Genomic DNA, 22,334 nt, shown 5'->3' with positions numbered 1-22,334 from the left:
TAACATTATGAAAAGTCTACTAAAAAATAAAAACAGTACCTGCTGCAAGGACGATCCAGATAATGATACTGAACCTAAAGATTGCCTTGAAAAATGGGAAAAAGAACACAAAGAGGAATGCAATATCTATACTATAGAAAAGGCAACGACCGATAAGAACAAGGAAGCTTACGACAACTCATTGGGCTGGGAGACCAAGCTAAAGGGCTGGTGCGAACTTATTGAAACTACAGACGAAAAGGTAAAACTCGTGGTTACCGAGCTCGATTTTTTATTGGAGCAGGTTGAAACGGTTTGTACAAAATCTAAATGTACCTACGAGGTATTGGAAAAGCTCACCTGTTTGGTGAAAACCATATTTGATTGTTTATACACCTATGATGATAGTGCGATTGGTCTAAAAGATAAAATTGAGGCGCTTAAAAAGCTCATTAATTGTCTTAAAGATATCACAGATAAGGAAAAGACCGATATCATCGCATGTATCGAAGCCTATGAAGCGAAAATCAAAGCAATTTGTAAATGCCAGGAGGCCGTTCTCAGCAAGCTTCTGGAAACACTTAAATGTGCTACCCTCTTATGGGCCTTTATCTGCGGTGAATTAGGCTTGGGTTATAAATTACAAGGTATAAAAGATGTCTTTAGCGGTATAGTACACGAGTCAGACGATGAGGATTGCGATTCAGAAGATGAAGAAGCTGCTCCAAGTTATCCGTGCAATCACAAAGTTGTAAAACCCATGCCCGAATTTCCAATCAAAGCAGATGATTCTACAGAAATGAGCCCTAAAGGAAATGCCTATTACGTAAAGGTAAAAACAGCCTTAAAAACTGCCGTAGATATTACAAAAATACTTAAAGATAAGTGGATCGAAAGCCAGAAAATTAGCAATAAGACCCTTACAAAAAAGAACAGTCTTAATGATGCTATTGAAACAGCAAAAGCACTAGATACAAAATAGTCAGGCTTAAAAAGTAACAAATAATAAGAAATATATAAAAACATAAAATATGGCAGCTATAGGAGATTACCCGTTACCAAAGTTTCATTTTCTAGTAGAATGGGGAAGTGATTTTCGAATTGGGTTCACCGAAGTGAGCGGGTTAGACTTCGAAACAGAAGTTATAGAATACCGAGAGGGAAGTAGTAAAAAATACAACAAAACGAAGCAGCCTGGACTTACTAAGTACAGCAATATCACCATGAAACGAGGGACATTTGAAGGTGACTTTGACTTCTTTACAGAATGGCAAAAGACCTATTTCTTTCAGGAGGGGAATGATACTGGATCCTTATACAGAAGGGCCGTTACTATTAAATTGCTGAATGAAAAACACGAACCCATCATTACTTGGATCTTGGAAAATGCTTGGCCAAGTAAAGTACAGTCTACCGATCTCAAAGCCGACGCTAATGAAGTAGGCATTGAAACCATGGAATTAGTGCATGAAGGTTTGACAATTTTAGAGGCCAAATAATTTAGCATATGAAATTAGTATCCAACACGGTTCATCAGATAGTAGGGTTCCATTTTAAGGTATCTTTTATCACTTTGTCTAAAGCCAAAGCGGTCGATGTCAAGTTTCAGTCGGTAACTGGTCTCGATGTACAAATTGAGAAAGAGTCACTCAAAGAAGGAGGCATAAACAATTTTGAGCATAGTATTCCTGGCAGAAGTAAATATACTGCGCTTACCCTTAAAAGGGGCATTCTCACTCCAAAGGATTCCGCATTGACCAAATGGTGCCAGCAAGCTTTTCAAGACAGACAGATTATACCCATTAGTGGTGTTGATGTTGAACTGCTGAATGAAAAGAACGAACCGATGTTGAAATGGCAACTTGCACATGTATGGCCGGTAAGTTGGAAGGTAGGTGAACTCAACGCCGAACGCGGCGAAGTACTAATTGAAACCTTGGAGCTGAACTATAATCATTTTAAACTAGTAGCAATCAACTAAAAATATAGCTATGCCCTTAGAAATAAGAGAATTGATTATCAAAGCAACCGTTAGCGAAGGTAAAGGTTCTTCTAATGGAAGTGACCAACAACAATCCAATGGAGATGTCAATGTAGATGAGATTGTTGCTAAGGTAATGCAAATAATAAAGGATAAAACAGAACGCTGATGAAAAATAGTGGACAATTGGTTAAGGTTTCAATTGAAGCTTTCGATAACGAAGACTTTACTATTAAGACCAAATTAGAAACCAATCCAATCTTTTTACCTGTAAATCCTGAAAGTTTTACCCAGAATTTCAAGGTAGAATTGAATGAGCAAAAAGGGCAGGGTAATCAGAGTACAAATGCCAATTATAAGGGTACAAAGCCGGAGGAGCTAAAGCTTGAGTTTATTTTTGATGGCACCAATACCATTCAAGGCTATAACTCAAAATTAGATAAGAACTTTATCCAAGACCAATCGTTTGAAGCGAAACCCAAACCTGTAAAAGAACAATTGAAACTTTTCATGGATACCGTTTATAATATGAGCGGCGAAATCCATAGGCCTCATTTTCTGAAACTACATTGGGGAGATGGTTTTAAGTTTACTTGTATTCTTTCAAATTTAGATTTAAACTATACCCTTTTTGAACCCAGCGGAGATCCACTTCGCATAAAGGCAAGTGCCACCTTTTTAAACTATGTGGCACAAAAAGAACGTGTAGCAAGGGAAAAAAAGCGATCTCCGGATCTTACTCATGTTAGACTTGTCAAGTCAGGCGACCGGTTAGATCTAATGACCTTTGACATTTATAAAGACCCGAAATATGTAACCCAAATAGCCAGGGCAAATAATCTTAGCACGTTTCGAAAAATTAATCCAGGCTTAGAAATAGTATTTCCTCCCTTAGATAAAAGTGCGCCATGAAAGAAAGAGAAATTCCTACAAAGACATCTTACAATGTGTCAACCTTCGATATATTAATCAATGAGGAGTTGGTGGATCCTGGGTATCAGGTACTTTCTATTTCCATACAAAAGGAAATCAATCGAATACCAACAGCCAAAATTATTCTTAAAGATGGTGATGCTTCGCAAGAAACATTTAAGATTAGTGAAGATGAAGAGTTCTTGCCTGGCAAATCGGTACGTATAAAAGTAGGTCGCGACAGCGAAAACAAACAACTTTTTAAGGGTCTTATCACCAAGCATGGTATTCGCGTTAAGGAAAATGGCGAAACCCATTTGGTTTTAGATTGCATGGATGAAGCAGTAAAAATGACCTTGGGCCGGCACAATTTTTACTATGAAAACAGTAAGGATAGCCAAATCATGGAAGAGGTAATCGGCAGGTACGAGGGTCTGAGCCATGAGGTCGACCCCACCAATACTTCTCATCTTGAAATGGTACAGCATCATTGTACAGACTGGGATTTTTTACTTATGCGGGCCGAAGCAAACGGAAAATTAGTAATGGTTGACGACGGTAAAATCAACATCAAGGCCCCTGAAACCAATGCTGATGCCTCCATTTCGGTACTCTACGGTTCCACACTCTTAGATTTTGAGGCACAGATGGATGGCAGGAGTCAATGGTCATCTGTGGAGGCGAAATCGTGGGATTACAGTGGTCAAAACCTCTTTGAGCATGTCAGCGATAGAGTCAATATCATCGAACTTGGCAATGTAAACGGAGCACAACTGGCCGAGAATTTGACACCCGAAAAATATGAATTGCGGCATTCGGGTCAGGCAATTGCAGAAGAGTTGCAGGAATGGACGAAATCGATGTTGCAAATTAGTCGATTGGCCAAAATAAGAGGTACGGCAAAGTTTATAGGGTTTGAAGCATTGAAACCAGGGCAAATGATTAATCTACAAGGGGTCGGGGCACGGTTTACCGGAAAGGCCTATGTATCTGCGGTTCGACAAGATGTGCGTGACGGGTCTTGGTATACCAATGCGCAATTCGGCTTGAGTCCAACGTGTTTCTCACAACAATTCAAAGATGTTTTAGATACTCCCGCTTCTGGATTGGTACCAGCCATAAACGGGCTTCAAATAGGTAAGGTGGTACAGTTACAAGACGATCCAGAAGGGGAAAATAGAATTCTCGTACGCCTGCCGATAATTGACAATTCAGCCAGGGGCGTTTGGGCAAGAATATGCACCTTGGATGCCGGACAGGGCGATACCAATGGGGGCCGCGGTTCATTTTTCTTGCCAGAGATTGAAGACGAAGTAATCGTAGGCTTCTTGAACGATGATCCAAGAGACGCAGTGGTTTTGGGCATGGTAAATAGCAGTACACGCCCAGCACCAATAGATGCTGATGATGCCAACCATGAGAAAGGCTTTGTTACAAGGTCAAAAATGCGCGTGTTTTTCAATGACGATACCAAGACAATAACAATAAATACACCAGCTGGCAACAGTATTACCCTTGATGAAAGCAGTACATCGATAACCATAGAAGATCAAAATGGTAACCTGACCAAGATGAATACATCAGGAATCGAGCTAAAAAGTGCTACTGACATTAAGATCGAAGCTGCTGGAAAAATAGATCTCAAAGCAGGTTTGGCCCTGACATTGGCAGCGGCTCAAATGGCCATAACCGCCCAATCAAGTATGGAAGTAAAAGGAGCGACCGCCAAACTATCATCAGACGGAATCACAGAGATTAAGGGATCCCTGGTAAATATAAATTGATAAATAAAAAACGATGCCACTAGCAGCAAGAATTTCTGACATGCACACCTGTCCATTGTTTAACGGACCCGTACCCCATGTCGGCGGACCAATAGTTGGACCGTCGGTACCCAACGTACTTATAGGCGGACAACCCGCAGCTGTAATAGGCGATATGTGTGTTTGCGTAGGGCCACCAGATACCCTTGTAAAAGGCTCCGGAACAGTTTTTATAGGAGGTAGACCTGCAGCAAGAATGGGAGATACGACCGCCCACGGGGGCGTAATAGTTCAAGGATTTCCAACCGTAATGATTGGAGGATAAATAAAAAAAGATGGAAACAAACAAGGCATATTTAGGAACAGGCTGGTCTTTTCCACCAAACTTTGACAAGGCAGGTAGTACTATAACCATGGTAAGTGCTAAAAAAGATATTGAACAAAGCCTAGAAATATTGCTTTCAACAAGTTTGGGAGAGCGGGTAATGCAGCCCGAATACGGTTGCAATCTCAAAGATTATCAATTTGAAAGTATGGACAGCTCACTTATCGGATTTCTAAAAGACCTTGTAGAAAGAGCAATTTTATACTATGAATCTAGAATTAAGCTAGAGCGGGTAGACGTTACTGAGCCTGATTCATCTGAATTATTACATGGCATACTGCGTATAACGGTGCATTATGGTATTGAAGGTACCAACACCCGGTTTAATTATGTCTACGATTTTTACTTAAGGGAAGCCGATCAGCGAATTTAAATTCGATAATGAACCATGATAGAACCATCAAAAATAACACATCCGTTAAAGTACCGTACTGGCACAAGCCAGCGTACCAGAATCATAGCGGCACTCGAGCCTGAATTTGCCCCTATTGATGGTAGCACTTTGGCTGACAGATTGGTACTCATATGTGGGTATGCGCGCTATATAAATTTCTACGAATACCGTAAAGACACTACTGAAACTGAGTACCAAGAAGTAAGTGACTGGGCTTCCTTTTTCACAAACAGTCTGCCATTTCAATTGGCCCATTTGAGCAGGCTTTCTACTGATGATTTAGAGCAGCAGTTTATGCTGTTGCACGCGGAACTTATAGCAAACCCGTCAAAGCAGACCCTTGAATCGCTGCTAGATTTCGTTTACAACGCCTTGATTGTTCCTACAGATAATTTGTATACAACTGTGATTGAGGCGTCCAATAGTTTTAGTGTACCCTTATTGGCAATTATAAGATCCTCATTTTTTGAAGGCCTTAAGTGCTATATAGCATTGTACAATGCTAGTGCCAATTTTTTGTGTGTCCCCAAGAAAAACTTTATGCACTACCTGGAGCAACCTTGGCAGCTCTCCGTAGCCGAGGCATATGCCCTTGATAGCTGTGTTCAAAAAGTCGAAGGAGGTAAAAAGGAAGCCTTTGCCCTGGTAGCAAAACAAATTTTCGGCCTGTTTTACCCTATGTTGAATGGCTTACAGGAGATAGTCGACCAGGCACCCAATTTTATTGAAGAAAGCCTTAGACCATTCGAAGAGTCTTTACAAAAAAAGCACCACCCCCATCTTGCCTTGCTATTTACTTTTCTTGAATTGTTCAAACATTTTCAAGGAGATATCAATGCTTTAGGGAAAAAACATTTAGATTTTTTCTATGAGCAGGTATTAAAAATGGTTCCAAAGTCCGCAGTGCCCGACAAGGCCCATATTGTTTTTGAGGTTGCCAAGCACCTTGAGGCCTATCCTTTGCCAAAGGATCTGTTGTTAAAAGATGGTAAGGATGACAATAAGCAGGACATTCAATTTGGCTTAGACCACGAGATAGTTATAGATAAGGCCCAAGTAGCTGATCTGCGCACCCTTGCCTTGCATACGGTCACAGATGGAGATAAAAAGTATACCGAAGGGGTCTACATCGCCCCAGCTGCGAATTCAATGGATGGAATGGGCAAAAAATTCAAGGAAGGCCAAGCAAACAACTGGCCGACCTTGGGGTCAAAATACAGTGAATATATTCAGGAAGGTTATTTAGCAGCAGATGAACACCCTAAGGCAAGACTGGGTTTTGTTTTAGCCTCTCCCGTGCTCTTGTTACAGGAAGGCCAAAGAACAATTACTATTCTATTGGATTGCAGCATCAAGAATAATGAAGGCCTTCTTCAGGCGGCTGAAATAAATGCGCTATTGCTTGAAATTAAGGCGAAACTGAACATTGATGCGGAGAAAACAAGTTTTTGCATTAATAATCAAATTTTAGAGGAATGTGACTTATCCCAAAAGGCAAAAACATACATTTCGAACTTGTTACTTTTTCGAAATCCGTACGAATTGGGTGAAAATGAACTGGATACTTTTTTTGCTACAAAAGACCCTATTAGCTGCAAACAAATTTTCGATGATTCGGATAGGGAAAGTTTAGAAGGCTGTTTCACAAACTATGAGGCGACAACGAAAACCAGCAAAAACGCATTGTTTAAGTTATGGTTCAGTGGTGAAAAAGAATGGATTTCTGCCGTACCCACTGTACACATACATTTGCCTCCAACCGAAGGCGAAACACCTTCGGGTGAAATACAGTTTGAACTCAATGTTGTGTTGGGACCGGAAGTTCCATCAATTGTTTTTTATGACAAAGAGAATCTCAAGGAAGAATTTGACTTAAAGGATACTTTTCCTTTGGTAAAAATAGAATTGAACGAGGAGATTAAAATCGATTGTGGAGAAACATCTAACATCATTGATCCCTGCTATTTAAAAAAACGCTTTGAAATTGATAAGCTGCTTATTTCCCCTTACCATTTTTTAAAACATCTTCAATTAGTTAATGCCCAGATAGATGTCAAAGTATGTGGAGTTAAGAATCTTATTGTTCAAAACGATGAGGGAGCGTTAGACATTAACAGTCAGCTATACCCCTTTGGAATAAGACCCGAGGTTCCAGGTTTTGATCCAATGAATCAGGCAAACCTTAGCATTCCTGTCGATTCAATTACCAACCCAGAATTGTTCCTAGGTCCAAGTTTCTATATCGGTAGCAAAGAAATACTCTATAAAAAATGGGGCTCTATTAGAGTCAATATGGAATGGAAAGAAAAACCTGCAAGTTTTCATGATCATTATAAAGCATACCTAAAAGAAGGTACACCTGAGGGCACCCCACAAGCTATTGAACATTTTGGTCTAGATGAAGAACTATTCAAATTAAAGATTGAAGAGCTAGAAGATGGTCTATGGAAATCTAACGATGAAATTCTGCTTTTCAGTAAAACAAATACTGGTTTTGGCAACTTGCCTTGTTTAGAGGAAGATATTAGCAATTATGGCTGGGAAATCGAAAATAAGCATTTGATTCAGTATGTAGATTACAATGAGCCTCTAGAAAGTTTTAAAAAATCACTTAATGGGTTTCTGAAATTCACACTTAAAGATCAAGATTTTTTACATAAAGAGTATCCTTTTGTGCTGGCAAGACAGATGTTAGCATATGCTTATATGAGTGAAGGTAAGGTCTTAACAGATGCCATTTATTATAAAGATTCTAATAAGACCATAATATCACCCGTTAAGGACATTCTAGAAAGTTTAGGACTATTACCAGACCTAACTGCTCTAATTTCCGATATTAATGGTACCCTAGATGACATTATTGGTGCAATAGATGCCATAGAGAGTTACGTTGAAAATGAACTTACTGGTGCCGCCGCGACCACTGCGGTATCTAGACTAAACGATGTAAGATCCTTAATAAATATAGCAAAAACTGCCGCTGCAGACCCGGCTTCTGTCTTTGCTGATCTTTTTAATGTTATTGGTAACCTTCCTGCCCCAGATGCAATTACTCAAATCATAACAATAATAAATGATTTAACACCAGAGTTTGATATTGCAGGTACTCCTCTATTAGCACTTGCAGAAGGCCTTAAGATTTCCTTTAATGGTTTTGTTGATGTATTGGATAGTTCAAATATCCTTAAAATACTTGATGAAGATGCGCTTCAAGCCTTAATTCCAAAGGAACCATGGACACCTATCATAAAAAATTTATACCTTGATTATACAGCAAAGGCTATTAAAGAGGATATAGCAATTGTACACCTGTACCCCTTTGAAAATACATCCAAAGGGGAAGACATTGAACAAAACCCTACCCTTTTGCCATATTTTGATGATGAGGGAACCTTGTTTATTGGCATAGACCAACTTACGCCCGGCGGCAGCCTATCGCTCCTGTTTCAATTAGCCGAAGCTACAGCAGACTCTGAACAAGACCGAGCGAAAATTAAGTGGCACTATTTAACGAACAATAACTGGGTAGCACTTCGCCCAGAATTTGATGTGCTTTCTGATGAAACCGATGGTTTTACCGTCTCTGGCATTGTGAGCATTGCAGTACCCGATGCCATAAGTAAATTGGGCAACACAATAATGCCAGACAATCTGTATTGGATTAAAGTATCCGCAGCAGAAAATGTACGGGCCGTTGCTGAAACCATCGGAGTACATACCCAAGCTGCCAAGGCCTCGGCACGATTGAATAGTTTACACGATACGAATCGACTTGAAACCGCATTGGAGGCGGGCAGCATTGCCAAATTGGTAGAAGGAGATTTTAGCGTTAAAAAGGTAGAACAACTTTACGATGCCTTCGAGGGTAGAAAACCAGAGGCAGAAGGTCACTTTTATACAAGAGTCAGTGAACATTTAAAGCACAAGGGAAGAGCGTGCATGATTACAGATTATGAAAAAATCGTACTCGAAGGTTTTATTGAAATCTATAAGGCAAAGTGTATTTCGCATACCATGGGGCTTTCGGCCAACAAATACCGAAGAGACCTCGAAATAGCCCCTGGCTTTTTGGTTGTAGCCGTGATACCCGACCTGACCAAATTAAAGGCAGGGGGCCTGTTGGAACCCAAGGCACCTGTGAGTCTGCTAGAAAAAATAGGAGATCATCTGCGTACTAAAATATCCCCCTTTGCGCGCTTGAAAGTAATGAATCCAAGATATGAATTCGTGAACGTTTGTATTGCCGTACGCTTATATCGTGGTAAATCACAAAACTTTTATGCCCAAAAATTAAAAGAGGATATCACCTTGTTTCTCGCCCCTTGGTTTTTGGGTGATTCGGAGAAACTAGCCTTCGGCGAAGAGGTGTTATTCTCAGATATCGTAGGCTACATTGAGGGCTTAGACTATGTGGATTTCATTGTTGATTTGAAGTTGGAAGGAGATTGCAATCAAACTGGGGCTATAATAAGACCCCTAACCGCCCGATCTATATTGACCGCAGGGGAAATTTGTGTGGATATCGACGAGGAAAAATGCCCATCCCCTAGCATATTGATAAATAAAGTGAATTGATCTAAAGATGGCAAATACATTAGAAAATAAGATCAACGTATTATCGGAAAAAGACCCGAACATACCTGAATTCCTGAATTTTGAAAACCTCAGGAAAGAAGGATTGGAACATATCGGTACGCTTTCAGGTAAGATATGGACAGATCATAACGTGCATGACCCAGGGATTACCATCCTCGAAGTGTTGATTTATGCCCTAATGGATCTCGGCTACAAAACCAACCTTCCGTTTGTAGATCTCGTTACCCCCGAAATACCGGCCGACAACGATGACAATTTTTTAACGCCTTTAGAAATCCTAACAGTAAACCCGACGACCATCCTTGACTATAGAAAACTACTCTTGGAAATCAATGGGGTGCGCAATGCTTGGTTGGAACCCATGGATCAGGAAGTCTCTCTCTTTATAGATCACAGCGCCAACAAATTGGTTTGTTCGCCACCCTCGGCTCCAGATCCAATTGAACCCATTTTTTCTGGTTCGGAGACAGTTCTTGTTACCAACCCACAAGATCCCTGCGCTATCGAGAATCCAAAGTTCTTACAACTACACTTGAATGGGATTTATAAGGTATTTATAGAGAAAGACACCACAATAGTTCAGACTATAGCGCAAGAACAAGAACTCATTAATGAGGTCAAGAAATTACTGGCCGCACATCGAAACCTATGTGAAGATTTTAAGGATGAAATATGTTTGTTGTCACCTTTGGAATTAGGCGTTTGCGCAGAAGTTGAAATCGATTCTGGTTTTGCACCCGAAAAGGTATATGGTCAAATTATAAAGAACATCAGAAACTTTATTCAACCTCAAATCAAGTATTATACCCTTAACGAATTGTTGGAGAAGGGAAAATCAATCGATGATATCTTCGCGGGCAGGCCTTTCATGCACGAAAGTTATGGCTTTGTGGATACCGAAGAATTGGAAGCCTTGGACAAACGCAAAGAAATTCATCTCTCGGATCTATATACCGTTATTTTGAATGTCGAGGGAGTTTTAAGGGTCAAGAAAATTCATATCAACGGAGGCACCAAGATATCTATGCCTGAATTTTGTGCAAAAGAAGATGATGCGCCAAGCAGTTGGGCCACAGGTATTTCAATTTCTACGGAAGAGGTGCCCTTCTTTTCCTTGGAGGAGACTTGTGTTGATCTTTATAGTACGGAGGGGTATATCCCCTTGGATAAAATAAAAATACATCGAGGTTTTTCTTTTTTAAGAAAGTTTCTACTACCCAGTACCGAGCTCGATACAGAGGTGCCAGTGGGAAGGCATCTTGATGATCTTGATTCCTTCGAATCAATCCAAAATGATTTTCCTGTTGTATATGGTATAGGTGATGATGGCCTACCTGAACGTGCCACGCTTTTGCGTAAATCACAGGCCCTACAGTTAAAGGGCTACCTGCTTTTTTACGACCAACTATTGGCAAACTATACAGCCCAGTTATCACGGTTGCGCTCCCTCTTTTCGTTGAAGCCCGAGGAAGAGCGAGAACCTATAGAAAAGCACACTTATTTTTCGCAGCTACCTGAGAACGTACCAGGTCTGAATGAACTTTTGAAATTTTATGAAGCAGAGGAGCAAATGTCAAAAGGCACGAAACTGGCTATTCCAGTCGCACGTGATTCCGCTTGGGAAGAGGCTATAAGCCTGCTAGAATCTAATCCTACAACGCGCCTAACTATAGCCGACTACTGTGATACCAACCCAGCACATCTTAAGGTACTTACTTTTTCTTCAGCCGCCATAAGATATATATATATCAATCAGTTGATTGACTCATTTTTCAATGAAGCCTATCAGATTGAATTTCTTATCGATAAGGGAGGATACTTTTTCGTACTCTACCCTAACATTCCTTCTGATATTGCCTTCGTAGGCACCAAAAGATTTTCCTCGAGTATTGAGGCCATTAATGAAGCAAGAAGCATTGCTTTTCTTTCTTCTTTATCAGCGAACTATCAGCTAGTTTCAGATTTGGCACACCCGAGTGGTTCTGATTATCATTATTTTAATCTAAGCTATAGCCCTATTCCCTATTTTGATTTTATTCAAGGCCTTGCGGAAGGTGATTCTGCATATTTGCAAAGACGCAAACTGTTTTTGGATCATTTATTGGCTAGATTTGGTGAGGTTTTTACCGATTATACGCTACAGCAATATCAAAACACCGCAGCCGATTCTGGTCTAAGTGAACGCACAATAACTGATCAATCTAACTATGTTAACCAATTCGCAGAAATAAGCAGAAATAGGGCTAGGGTTTTTAATTATATCGAAGCTTCCTGGAACACCCATAATGTTTCCGGTTTTGAAAAGCGCATTTCTCTATTATCGGGAATAGACAATTACAGCCGCCGAAACCTGTGCAACTTTGAGGTTACCCCCTGTCATCGTCTACAATTAAATGACTCTAAGGGAAACGTACTTTTTAGGGGCAATCGAAGCTTCAAAAGCAAGGCCGAACTCTTTCAGGCCGCTGAAAAAGTACTAGTTGACTTGCGCACACCCAACTCATACGAAAGATTGGAAAAAAACTTAAACGGTTTTAACAGGGAAGAGATACAGCGCATATTTTCGATAAAACCATCCGACGAAAATATAATCATCAGTGAATACCAATACCATCATCAATTGCTTGACGCCAATGAGGAAGTGGTAATTTATAATCCCAACATAAAATTCAAGTCGGAAAAAATTGCCAACAACAAAAAGCTTGATTTTATTAATGGAATAAATGCTGAAGAAAAAATCGAAAAGCAGTCTACAAAGTACCGCTTAGTGCAGCTCGACGAAAAAAGATACCTCGATACCAATGCCCTTGAGTATCGAATTCAAACCATTATTCGCTGGAAATGGATTAAGTACAATTTTGCGACAAAGAAAAAAGTAAAAAGTGAATTTGCTTTTAATAGCGCCGAAGAAGCGTGGGATATGCTGATTAAAGAGCCCGAAACGCAAAAGTATCTGAATCAACATAAGACGGCCCTGCAATGGCAACTACGCATCAAAGGGAAGCTAACAATTTATGGTATTAACTATCATTCTGACAAAAATAAGGCAATCGCAGTATGGAGACAGGCCAAGGTGATAGGTAGCAATTTTGATAACTATACCCTTTTAGAAAATGACAAGGAGTTGACCATTGAATTGCGTAACGAAAAAGGAAAACGAATTGCAGTATCAAACCCCATAGAAAAAAACATAGAATCAACGCAATCCTTGATCGAAGATTGTGTCAGCGTGTTCGCTAATAGGAATACCAAGTCGAAATATGAAAGGCAAGAAGGGAAATTCGGATTCAACTTACAACCTAAAAATAGTGCGCCACCCATTAAAAGTTATGACTGCTTCGATTCTGAAAAGGAAGCGCTGGAGGCGATGGGTAGTGCCTTTAAAAGAGGTGGTATAAAAAAGAATTACCTCCTTTCAGGTGATCAAGGCAATCCGGAGTACAGTTTTATTCTATTGGACGAATTTGGCGCTTTTTTAGCCTTACCGGCAGAACCCTTTGAAACCGCCCCTGATCGAGATAGGGCGCTAAAGGCTACAATGCTCTTTCTTAAGAATTATGAATCTCCGTTATCGGTAAATGAACAAGCCCGTTCCTATACATGGTCTTTTTCAGAAAACGCAAAAGTAGTCCTGAAATCGAGTAAAGAGTATCCTTCCAAGGCTAAGGCTCAGGGCGATTTTGATAAGAAGATTATTGCAGAAACCAAAAATGGAAACTATGAGTCGCTCGTTTCACAGCAGTATGAATTTAATGTCCTTACACGGCCTTTGAAGTATAGCTTTGTATATGGCGCAAGTAATTCACAAGGTCGATTAGAACCCATTTTCAAAAGTTTCAAAAATTTCGATTCGACCAAAAAAGTAACAGCAGCCTATATTGACTTTGCTGAAAACTTGCCAGCATTACAACTTAAGAACATACGAAAAAAAGAGCGCAATTTCGATTTTGGCTTGTATGGACCCAATCAAAAAACACCGCTCGCTATTCAATATAAGTTGGGCACGACAAAGGCTTCGCCTGCTGCTGCAAAAGCGCTTATATCCTACGTGAACGATGTGTACACAAAAGAGGGTACTCCAAGAGAAAATTTTATCGCAAATGCCATTTCAGAACAGGAAGCAGAATTATATGAATGGCGTTTTTACAAAAAAAATACCCCTTTGGCCAGTAGCCCATACAAATGTTCTGAAAAAGAGATGGCAGAGGCTATCAAATTTCCAATTTGTACTGCTGTTCCGCCAATTTCATTGAATGAGTGCCCACCTAAAAAAAAGGTAGTTTGCCCAGAAAAGAGCCCTGGTAAGTTCCATTATCAAGTTTGTTTTAAGGATACTAAAAATCGCGAATTTCTATTGAATAGTTATTTAGCGTATGATAGTTTCGAAGAGGCCGAGGCAGCTTGGAAACACCATTGGCTTGAAGTTATTGATATTGCTAGAGATACGCTCAGCTATTTAGGTGACACCCTAGGCGATAAGAGAAATGGACGAATAAGTTTAGAAGAGGTTTATCAGGAACCCGATTCGGCTGTATGCACCGAGACTTCGCTGATTGCTGTAATTCCTGAACAGACAAGAAATGAACTAGGCTTGGGGGAAACAGACCTGATTGCATACCATGTACTATTGGCCGAAATGTTTCCAATTTATCGCATTAATAATGAAGCCGATGAAAAATGCCATACACGCTATGCTTATCGCGTGGTTCTGGACGAAAAAATAATTGATAGTAACTGTGATTTTTCAGCAGACCCGAGCCTTATAGAGCGGTTAATTTGGCTAAGTGTGGACTGCTTTGACACCGCTGAAGAGGCAATCGAGGCCTATTGCCATTTTTATACTCTGGCAGGAACCCCGAATAACTGTCGAATACTATGCGAACAAGGGATGTTTTATGTGGGACTGGTCGAGGTAATGATCGAGAGCGCCTGTAAATTTGAATCGGAAACGGAAGCTTGGAATGATGCCTTTCCAGAGATTCGCGATTTGTGTGATTCCTGTGTACCTGGCGGGGTACGAGAATTTATTTATGCCGCGGAAGATTGCGATAATTATATCCCAGTCTGTATAAACGGCTTTTGGACCTTCAAAGTAGTATCTCCGCATTACTTTGTTGCCGAACATAGTTGTCACTATGAAACCGAAGAAATTCGTGATGTGCAAATGACCCATTGGTTGTCGGCATTGGAAGGGTTGGATTGGACTAAATATATCACTACAGACCTTTTTGAAGCAGATACCCTACCTCCAGAACATCACTTTTTATTACACTTCGCTGAGGCTTTGCCCGACATAGAAAACCGAATGGATTATTTGTGCGATTTTGTACAGGCCATACGCAAGTGTCTGCCGCTTTGCATAAAAAAGGTGGAAACAGAGGCAGAGCAATTGGCAAAGATTTGCCAGTATTTAAGCGAAAAATACAAGAATAAACCGAAAGTATTAGCATTCTTAAAAAATGGTAAATTTAATCTGAATGACCTTCAACAGTTATCGAACTATTTTCCTGTACATAAAACAGAAAAGGGATACTGCTATAGACTTTATTGGTCAGCAAATGACAAAGAAATTAGTCCAGACGGATTACAACCATGCGGTTGCGGCGATGACGAGGAAAAGGATATAGCAGCATGTGACGCAATCCATATTTTTGAAAGTAGCAATTGCTATGCTTGCTGCGAAGCGGCAGAAAAGGCCTTCAAAGAGTTTTGTGAATTAGTGGGCAAGAAGCTATTGACCCTAGAGTGTACTGAAAAAACACGCTATGGCCCCTTCTCCTTCAGACTGGTAGACAAACGAAAGGAACTGGGATACCATCCACAACAATATAGTTGTTTGCAAGAGGTTTTAGATGCTATCGATAGTACAAAAGATTGCGTGAACAATATGGGGATGCATCTTTTGGAGCATATTTTGCTTCGACCTAAAACTGTGGACGCCTGTAATGACGAGTTTATGGTTGAAGAAAACGGTAAACAACGACAGCTTTGCTGCCTACTTCCCATTTGTCCTGATTATTGCTGCGATATTGACTGGATGCCTGATATGGACAAAGATGACCCTTGTGCAGAGGAAAATCCGGATATGATCTATTATCTACCTGGCAGTGATCCCTATTCTTTTTGGGCTACTATAGCACTACCTGCATGGGATAAACGATTCAGGACCAATGCAGCCCGAAAAGCCTTTGAAAAATTACTTTACAAAGAAGTGCCAGCCTTGGTCGGACTTCATATTCTATGGTTAAGTCCAAGAGATATGTGCAAGTTTGAAGATGCCTATAGGGTTTGGTTAGAATGGCTTCAGTGGAGGCAAGATCCAGACACAGAACAAAATACTCCCTTTTGTAACCCCTTTGGAGTTTCTCCAAATTGCTTGATTACTGATTGCATTAAGCACCTAACTTCCGAACCAGCTTGCCCATCTATTCCGGGTGCGGAAGGTGATTGTACCTGCGAACCCCAAGAAAAAAGAGACATCGATTCATGCTGTTTACCCCCAGAACATGAAGGCAGTCTCTATTGGGGCTATTGCCCACCCGAAAATAATCAAGATGATGTACCTGGCAATCCTGAACCGTTTTCAGGTAGTGCCATTTTGGCCTCATCAGCGGTGGAATCCGGAGTTGAGACAGCACCCCAGACAAAAGCCAAAACAGTTTCAAAAAAGAAAACGACTACGAAAAAAGTAGTTGATAATGCAGCTAAAAAGGCGCTTTTAGCACTGGTGCGTAAGAGAAAACCAAGCTATTTAAAGAACATTAACACCAATCTAGACGAAAACATAGCTCAGTCAAAAAGCTATGAACGCACTCAATTTTTCCTAAGCAATACCCCCAGCATACAGGGGTATAAGCAACTGGTCGACTTTTTTGCTAGATATAGTCTGCAAAAGGATAATAATCTTCCTGCTTATGCTAAGCTAATCAAAAATGCGACCTGGCATCTAATGGATGGCCTGGTGCTCGATAAAAACAAAAAACTTGGAAAAGAGGATCAGGAAACGCTCAAAAAAAGCCTACACATTCTTAAATCGAAGGGAGTTTCTTCTAAAATTATAGACAAGGGTTGGAATTCGGAGGAACTGAAATCATTAGCAAATACAACGGTATTAAAACATATTAAAAGTGTATTAAAATAAGGTATGGCAAACAATCATCTCATAGGAAAGCAGGTTTTGGAGTTAAACATATCAACTTCAAAAAACGCCTATGCCATACAGCAAAGAGTGAGTGATTTGGTTTGGAAGGCGTTCCTTCCAGAGATTTGTGCCCTATTTGATACCTTAGTTGGGGAAGAAGAGGTCCTTCAGTTAGACAGTATAGTGATTGATCTTGGAGAGGTTGACATCAAGGAAGCCAATATCCCAACCGTTCTTGATGCAATGACCCAGCTATTGGAAAAGGAATGTAGCAATAGCATTGCGGAAATTCGAGGAAGAGAATTCGAGGATGCAAAACCTCAAGCCAAAGGGCAACTGCCTTTGCGACAGCATTACTTTCAGCTTTGGTTGCATTGGCTAGAGTTTGGCACCCTACCCTCCTATGCGAACGTTCCCAAGGAAAACTGGCTTGAAAAAGTTTTCGAAACCTTGGGCTTGGAGGATGCCGCCATCCAGCGATTGCAAGCCGTTTTGATTCAAAATTCAATTGCATTGCGTCGCCTTATCCTACAGCATAAGGCAAAAGAATTAAAATCACTAGTTGAACTATACACAGGATATTCTCAAAGCAAATTACTTAACTTTTTTAAGGAGTTATCCAAGGCATATAAACACGGCATCATAATGAATCTAAAAGTTGGCTACAGAGAATTGGAAGTGGCCTTATGGCAAATTATTTTTCAAAAGGTCATTCTCAGGAGGGAAAAATTGACAAGCGAAACCATTGCCGCGCTGCTGATGGGATGCAAAGAACTGTCAACTTTTAGAACAAATTTCAAATCACAACGTAAGCATAACAACACGAAATATCCAATCTTATCAACTGCCCTCAAAGATGCCAAAATAAACCTCAAAAGCGATCTAAAAAAAGAAGTTTTGCCTACGGAAGGCTTAGCCAAAGAAACGCTTGATAATGAAGAAAGTGCTTATCAAAAGAACGTTGAGCCACAAAAAATTGTGTCGGAAAATCTACTTGACACCACAGCAAGCCCCCAGTTCATTAAAAAGGCAGGCATGGTGCTTTTACACCCATTTCTCAGTAAGCTATTTAGAAAACTCAAGCTTGCGGAAGATGGGGCATTCAATGATTTTAAAAGTCAGTGCAAGGCAGTTTTATTACTGCGTTTTCTTGCGGGAGGCGAAAATATGGGGAAGGACTTTGAACTGCTGTTGCCGAAAATATTATGTGGCATGCCGGCCAATTTACCACTCGATCATACCTTAAAACTAAGCAAGAAAGAAAAGAAAGAAGCCAACAATTTGTTAAAAGCGGTCATTGATCATTGGGGAGCTTTGGGAAGTACTTCCCCAGATGGACTGCGAGAGGGGTTTTTGATCCGTGAAGGGAAATTGACTAAAGAAGAAAGTGGAAGGAAACTCTATGTTGAACAGAAGGCAATCGATGTATTATTAGATCGACTACCCTGGAACTTAAGTATGATTAAACTCCCATGGATGAAAGAATTGCTATATGTAGAATGGCGATAAAATAAAGTGGACAGTATTCAATAAACAGAGAGTAATAAATTATAGGAAATAGTTGGTAAACAATAATCAATACCCCAAGTGCAAGTATCAGAAGTAAAAACAAGTTCTTCCGCTAGTAACCTGGTTCAGGCGAAGCGGCAACCTTTCTTTAATAAAGAAGGGCAGGATAGTTTTTTCTTCAAATCAAACGAGACAACAACTTCTTTTTTTAGTCCTACTACGATTCAACCCAAGCTTACTATTGGACAACCTAATGACAAATATGAGGTTGAGGCAGATGCGATGGCGGATAAGGTGGTGCAAAAATTAAGCGAATCGGATAGTAGTTCAACTAGTGAAAGTCAGATCCCAGAAATTCAGGCAAAATGCAATACCTGTGACAAGGAAGAAGAGGTACAAAAGAAAGAAGAGGAAGAAGTACATGCTAAGGAAGACGAATCACCAGCAATAGAAGAACAAGTACCAGAACTACAACAAAAACCCATTTTTGAAAGTAATACTGATGAGGCTATTCAAGCCAAGATAGAACCAACTGTTGCTGAACCTATTATGACTCCTGTGAAAATTAGCCCAGCAGTACCAACGCCTATTACACAACCAGCGGTACAGGCCAAATGCGATGATTGTGAAAAGGAAGCAGTAGAAGAGGGGGAAGAGGTTCAAGAATTGCAGCGCAAGGAAGCCCATGGAAGTGCTTCGGTTTCAGAGGATGATGAAGACCCTAACCTACAACTCCGGTCCTTAGAAATGGAAAAAACAGGATATCCTATCCTGTTTAAAAAGATGCCTAATCTTCAGTTAAAAGGCAGCACATCAGGCACTGGATCAAGAGAGCGCATTGTAGAAGAAGCTCAAAAAATGGTGGGGAAGATTGAGGCTAAAAAAGATGATGGTAGCGGAAAACGTGTTGGTGCAGAGCACTTTTTAGAGATATTTCATTTGGCCGCTAACGATGCCTGGTCCGATGAGGTCATCGAAAATGTAAAATATGGTGAAGAATTTCCATACTGGTGTGGTATTTTTTCAGTCTATGCAATTAAAAAGGCAGGTATTGATTTAGGGTATTGGCAAATAGGAAGAGGCGTTGGTGATAAGTTACAGCCCACAGATAATCCGCAACCTGGAGATATTGGTTACTTCCATCATCATCAGCACCATTGCATTATTAAGGAAGTCAATGGGGATACTATTGTATCTATTGATGGAAATAGCGCAGTTTATAGCGAAGTGGTAGAGAAGACACGACAACGAAGTGCTTTTACTGGTGGTTTTATGACCGCTTTTACCGGTTCGGAAACTTTGGTTCAAAAGAAAGAAGAAGCTGTTGTTTCTTCAGATAGTGGTACCAGTAGTTTACAAGATCAATTGAGTACAAAGGCAGGTTCTGGAGCGGCAATGGATCTCAAAACCCAAAGTGAAATGGAATCTGGCTTTGGGGTAGATTTCAGTGGGGTCAATATTCATACAGACAGTACTGCTGTACAGATGAATAAGGACTTAAATGCACAAGCCTTTACCCATGGTAATGATATTTATTTTAACGAAGGCAAATACGATACCAATAGTACTAGTGGTAAACATTTATTGGCCCATGAGTTAACCCATACCGTGCAACAGGGGGCTAATACAGTTTTTAAAAAACCCGAATATCCTACAATACAACGCTTAGGTAAGGAAATAAGTAATATACAAAAAAAGTCTGCTGCTGCGGAAGAGGGCATTGCTGAATTTTATAAAACTGGAGATGAAGGTACCATTCAGCGATTTAACGTAATGGATGTTTTGAATTCCATGGTTGATTTGTCCGAATATTTAGATTTAGACTTACCTGATAGCCCAATCGAAGCCTTAGAATTGATGATTTCAACAATGGAAAATTCATATGTGAAATCGGTTTTATCTGGATTTCCAGGATACAATGTTTCCTTGTTGGCTTTAAAATCTGCATTAGCTACTTATAAGGCAATTGAGTACATCATAGATAACAAGGACAAGATTATTGCTGAAATAATGCAGTTTATTGACAAGAAACTAGATTCTGTTAAAGAACTGGTAAGGGAACAGTTGGAAAGCGCAATGGGATCTTTAGATGATCGGCATTTTTCTATAATTTGGAATGTTCACATGCTACCAATGCTTGAACATTTGAAGGATAATTGGCAAGAAACGGTTAAAACTGCACTTTGGGAACAAATTTGGCCATTTGAAGGTATTACATCTATAACAGATCCTGAGCCTGTAGGTTTAGGAAAAAACCTAGTAGCTATTTGGGATCATATTAAAGGTGCTTTCAATAATCTGAAAGAAGCTGAATTTAGTAAGTCAATTGATGACATTCTAATGATGCAAAAAGAGATGGTAGCACTTACAAACAGGTTTTATGGGTGGGTTGCTATTGCAATAATTGCTTCTGAAACTATAGCGGGTGCAGGCGGAATAGGAGCAATAACAGCAGGTACGGGAACCGCTGCGGGAGCCGCTGTTGGGTTTGGAGCTGGTTTGGCAACTGCAGGGACCATTGGTGAAGTTCTGTTGGCAGTTACAATAGCTGCAGATGCGGCAGTTTTATTGAAAAGTTTTATAAGTCTCAATGCAGTGGATAGTATGTTGGTAGATGAAGAAAAAATGAAAGAGAATAATATTTACTATGGAAGAATTGCACAAAGCTCTATTTCAATAGGATTAATGGTAGCCATGTTAGCGCTGGCATACATTGGTGGTAAAATAGCCGAGTTGATACTTAGTAAAGTTGTTAAATTCCTTCCAGAAAGTATTCTTGAAATTTTAGAGCATGTTAAAACTGGAATGGTGGAAGGCAGACCAGTGAAAAATGGGGAGTTAGACCCACCAAATGTAAGAGAAAATCCACCTGAACTTAATGCAGAGTTCAATACACTTAAGGAAAAAGTAAACAATCCAGAAAATATACGTACCGTAAATGATGCAGAATTATCTACAAAGTATGACGTAGAAGTTACTGTAGGTGATCATGTTTATAGGAGAAGGATGATTGATGGCAAATGGTGTCGTTTCTCTACACCAGTTTGTGGTTTAGATATTGATGGAATAAACGCCACCGTAGACGCAAATACTCCGGATGCAGCACCAGTTATAAGTGTTCCAACAAAAATACAAGCGGGAGAACAATTAACGGTTCCTATTCAGGGAAACAGAAGGGTTAGAGTAGAATCAGTAACTAAGGAAACTGTTCATGGAACTGAATTTACAATATATGAACTTAGATTATATAAAGATTCTAGAAAAGGTTTTGATACAGGCTCTACACAAAAAGTTACTGATGTAACTTTAGATGGATGGATGAGCGAGGGTAAGGTTATTCGTTGGACCGAAGAACGGGTGAGATTAATGAAAAGTAGACCAGAGTATCGAGATGGCCTGGTAGATGAAGTTTGGAATGCTTCAAAGAGCCCCGACGGAACAGTAAGAGATCCTAATAATCCAGAATTAGAACTTAGTTGGGATAAATCTAAAAGTAGATTTGATCAATGGCATATGGGCCATAAAAAAGGTCACGAATATAGAAAATTAGTAGATGATTACATTGAAGGACGAATTACATGGGATGAATTTATAGCAGAGTATAATAATCCAAAAAGTTATCACGCAGAGCATCCTATTGAAAACATATCCCATAAAAATGAGGCGCCATAGAT

At 40.0% G+C, this 22,334-nt stretch carries 12 protein-coding genes; all 12 read left to right on the top strand.

Annotated elements, in window-relative coordinates:
* Nucleotides 1-7 precede the first annotated feature (7 nt).
* The 12 genes from Q4597_RS06930 to Q4597_RS06875 all read left to right on the top strand — a co-directional run bounded on the left by Q4597_RS06930 (nucleotide 8) and on the right by Q4597_RS06875 (nucleotide 22,332).
* Nucleotides 8-961, top strand: a complete 954-nt coding sequence (locus tag Q4597_RS06930) for a hypothetical protein (protein WP_303405447.1) — start codon at nucleotides 8-10, stop codon at nucleotides 959-961.
* Nucleotides 962-1,010: 49 nt separating this feature from the next.
* The gene (locus Q4597_RS06925) at nucleotides 1,011-1,478 is read left to right on the top strand and encodes a phage tail protein (RefSeq protein ID WP_303405445.1); all 468 of its coding nucleotides are present in this window, start codon (nucleotides 1,011-1,013) and stop codon (nucleotides 1,476-1,478) included.
* Between the two features lie 8 nt (nucleotides 1,479-1,486).
* Complete coding sequence (locus tag Q4597_RS06920) at nucleotides 1,487-1,960, top strand: phage tail protein (RefSeq protein WP_303405443.1); 474 nt, start codon at nucleotides 1,487-1,489, stop codon at nucleotides 1,958-1,960.
* Nucleotides 1,961-1,970: 10 nt separating this feature from the next.
* On the top strand, nucleotides 1,971-2,129 hold the full coding sequence (locus Q4597_RS06915; protein ID WP_303405442.1) for a DUF5908 family protein: 159 nt from the start codon (nucleotides 1,971-1,973) through the stop codon (nucleotides 2,127-2,129).
* Nucleotides 2,129-2,872: a hypothetical protein gene (locus Q4597_RS06910; protein WP_303405441.1), complete on the top strand. Its 744-nt coding sequence runs from the start codon at nucleotides 2,129-2,131 to the stop codon at nucleotides 2,870-2,872. Before Q4597_RS06915 ends, Q4597_RS06910 begins: the two co-directional genes overlap by 1 nt.
* A gap of 35 nt (nucleotides 2,873-2,907) precedes the next feature.
* Entirely contained in the window at nucleotides 2,908-4,656 is a 1,749-nt protein-coding gene (gene vgrG / locus Q4597_RS06905) for a type VI secretion system tip protein VgrG (protein ID WP_303405440.1), read from the top strand.
* Nucleotides 4,657-4,669: 13 nt separating this feature from the next.
* Complete coding sequence (locus tag Q4597_RS06900; protein ID WP_303405438.1) at nucleotides 4,670-4,960, top strand: PAAR domain-containing protein; 291 nt, start codon at nucleotides 4,670-4,672, stop codon at nucleotides 4,958-4,960.
* Nucleotides 4,961-4,970: 10 nt separating this feature from the next.
* Nucleotides 4,971-5,393, top strand: a complete 423-nt coding sequence (locus tag Q4597_RS06895; protein ID WP_303405436.1) for a GPW/gp25 family protein — start codon at nucleotides 4,971-4,973, stop codon at nucleotides 5,391-5,393.
* Between the two features lie 15 nt (nucleotides 5,394-5,408).
* Complete coding sequence (locus Q4597_RS06890; protein WP_303405434.1) at nucleotides 5,409-9,989, top strand: hypothetical protein; 4,581 nt, start codon at nucleotides 5,409-5,411, stop codon at nucleotides 9,987-9,989.
* Nucleotides 9,990-10,188: 199 nt separating this feature from the next.
* Complete coding sequence (locus Q4597_RS06885; RefSeq protein WP_303405432.1) at nucleotides 10,189-17,151, top strand: hypothetical protein; 6,963 nt, start codon at nucleotides 10,189-10,191, stop codon at nucleotides 17,149-17,151.
* A gap of 3 nt (nucleotides 17,152-17,154) precedes the next feature.
* Entirely contained in the window at nucleotides 17,155-18,660 is a 1,506-nt protein-coding gene (locus tag Q4597_RS06880) for a contractile injection system tape measure protein (RefSeq protein ID WP_303405430.1), read from the top strand.
* Nucleotides 18,661-18,738: 78 nt separating this feature from the next.
* Entirely contained in the window at nucleotides 18,739-22,332 is a 3,594-nt protein-coding gene (locus tag Q4597_RS06875) for a DUF4157 domain-containing protein (RefSeq protein ID WP_303405428.1), read from the top strand.
* Nucleotides 22,333-22,334 lie beyond the last annotated feature (2 nt).

Origin of the sequence: Zobellia sp. 1_MG-2023, from assembly GCF_030549125.1 — a bacterium.
Lineage (GTDB): Bacteria > Bacteroidota > Bacteroidia > Flavobacteriales > Flavobacteriaceae > Zobellia > Zobellia russellii.
This window is presented reverse-complemented; position numbering and strand designations above follow the sequence as displayed.

Bases quoted from the DNA above. Each gene is read 5' to 3' on its own strand.
- Q4597_RS06900 (WP_303405438.1), top strand. From the start codon at position 4,670: ATGCCACTAGCAGCAAGAATTTCTGACATGCACACCTGTCCATTGTTT.
- Q4597_RS06920 (WP_303405443.1), top strand. From the start codon at position 1,487: ATGAAATTAGTATCCAACACGGTTCATCAGATAGTAGGGTTCCATTTT.
- Q4597_RS06910 (WP_303405441.1), top strand. From the start codon at position 2,129: ATGAAAAATAGTGGACAATTGGTTAAGGTTTCAATTGAAGCTTTCGAT.
- Q4597_RS06880 (WP_303405430.1), top strand. From the start codon at position 17,155: ATGGCAAACAATCATCTCATAGGAAAGCAGGTTTTGGAGTTAAACATA.
- Q4597_RS06895 (WP_303405436.1), top strand. From the start codon at position 4,971: ATGGAAACAAACAAGGCATATTTAGGAACAGGCTGGTCTTTTCCACCA.
- Q4597_RS06890 (WP_303405434.1), top strand. From the start codon at position 5,409: ATGATAGAACCATCAAAAATAACACATCCGTTAAAGTACCGTACTGGC.
- Q4597_RS06930 (WP_303405447.1), top strand. From the start codon at position 8: ATGAAAAGTCTACTAAAAAATAAAAACAGTACCTGCTGCAAGGACGAT.
- Q4597_RS06915 (WP_303405442.1), top strand. From the start codon at position 1,971: ATGCCCTTAGAAATAAGAGAATTGATTATCAAAGCAACCGTTAGCGAA.
- Q4597_RS06885 (WP_303405432.1), top strand. From the start codon at position 10,189: ATGGATCTCGGCTACAAAACCAACCTTCCGTTTGTAGATCTCGTTACC.
- Q4597_RS06925 (WP_303405445.1), top strand. From the start codon at position 1,011: ATGGCAGCTATAGGAGATTACCCGTTACCAAAGTTTCATTTTCTAGTA.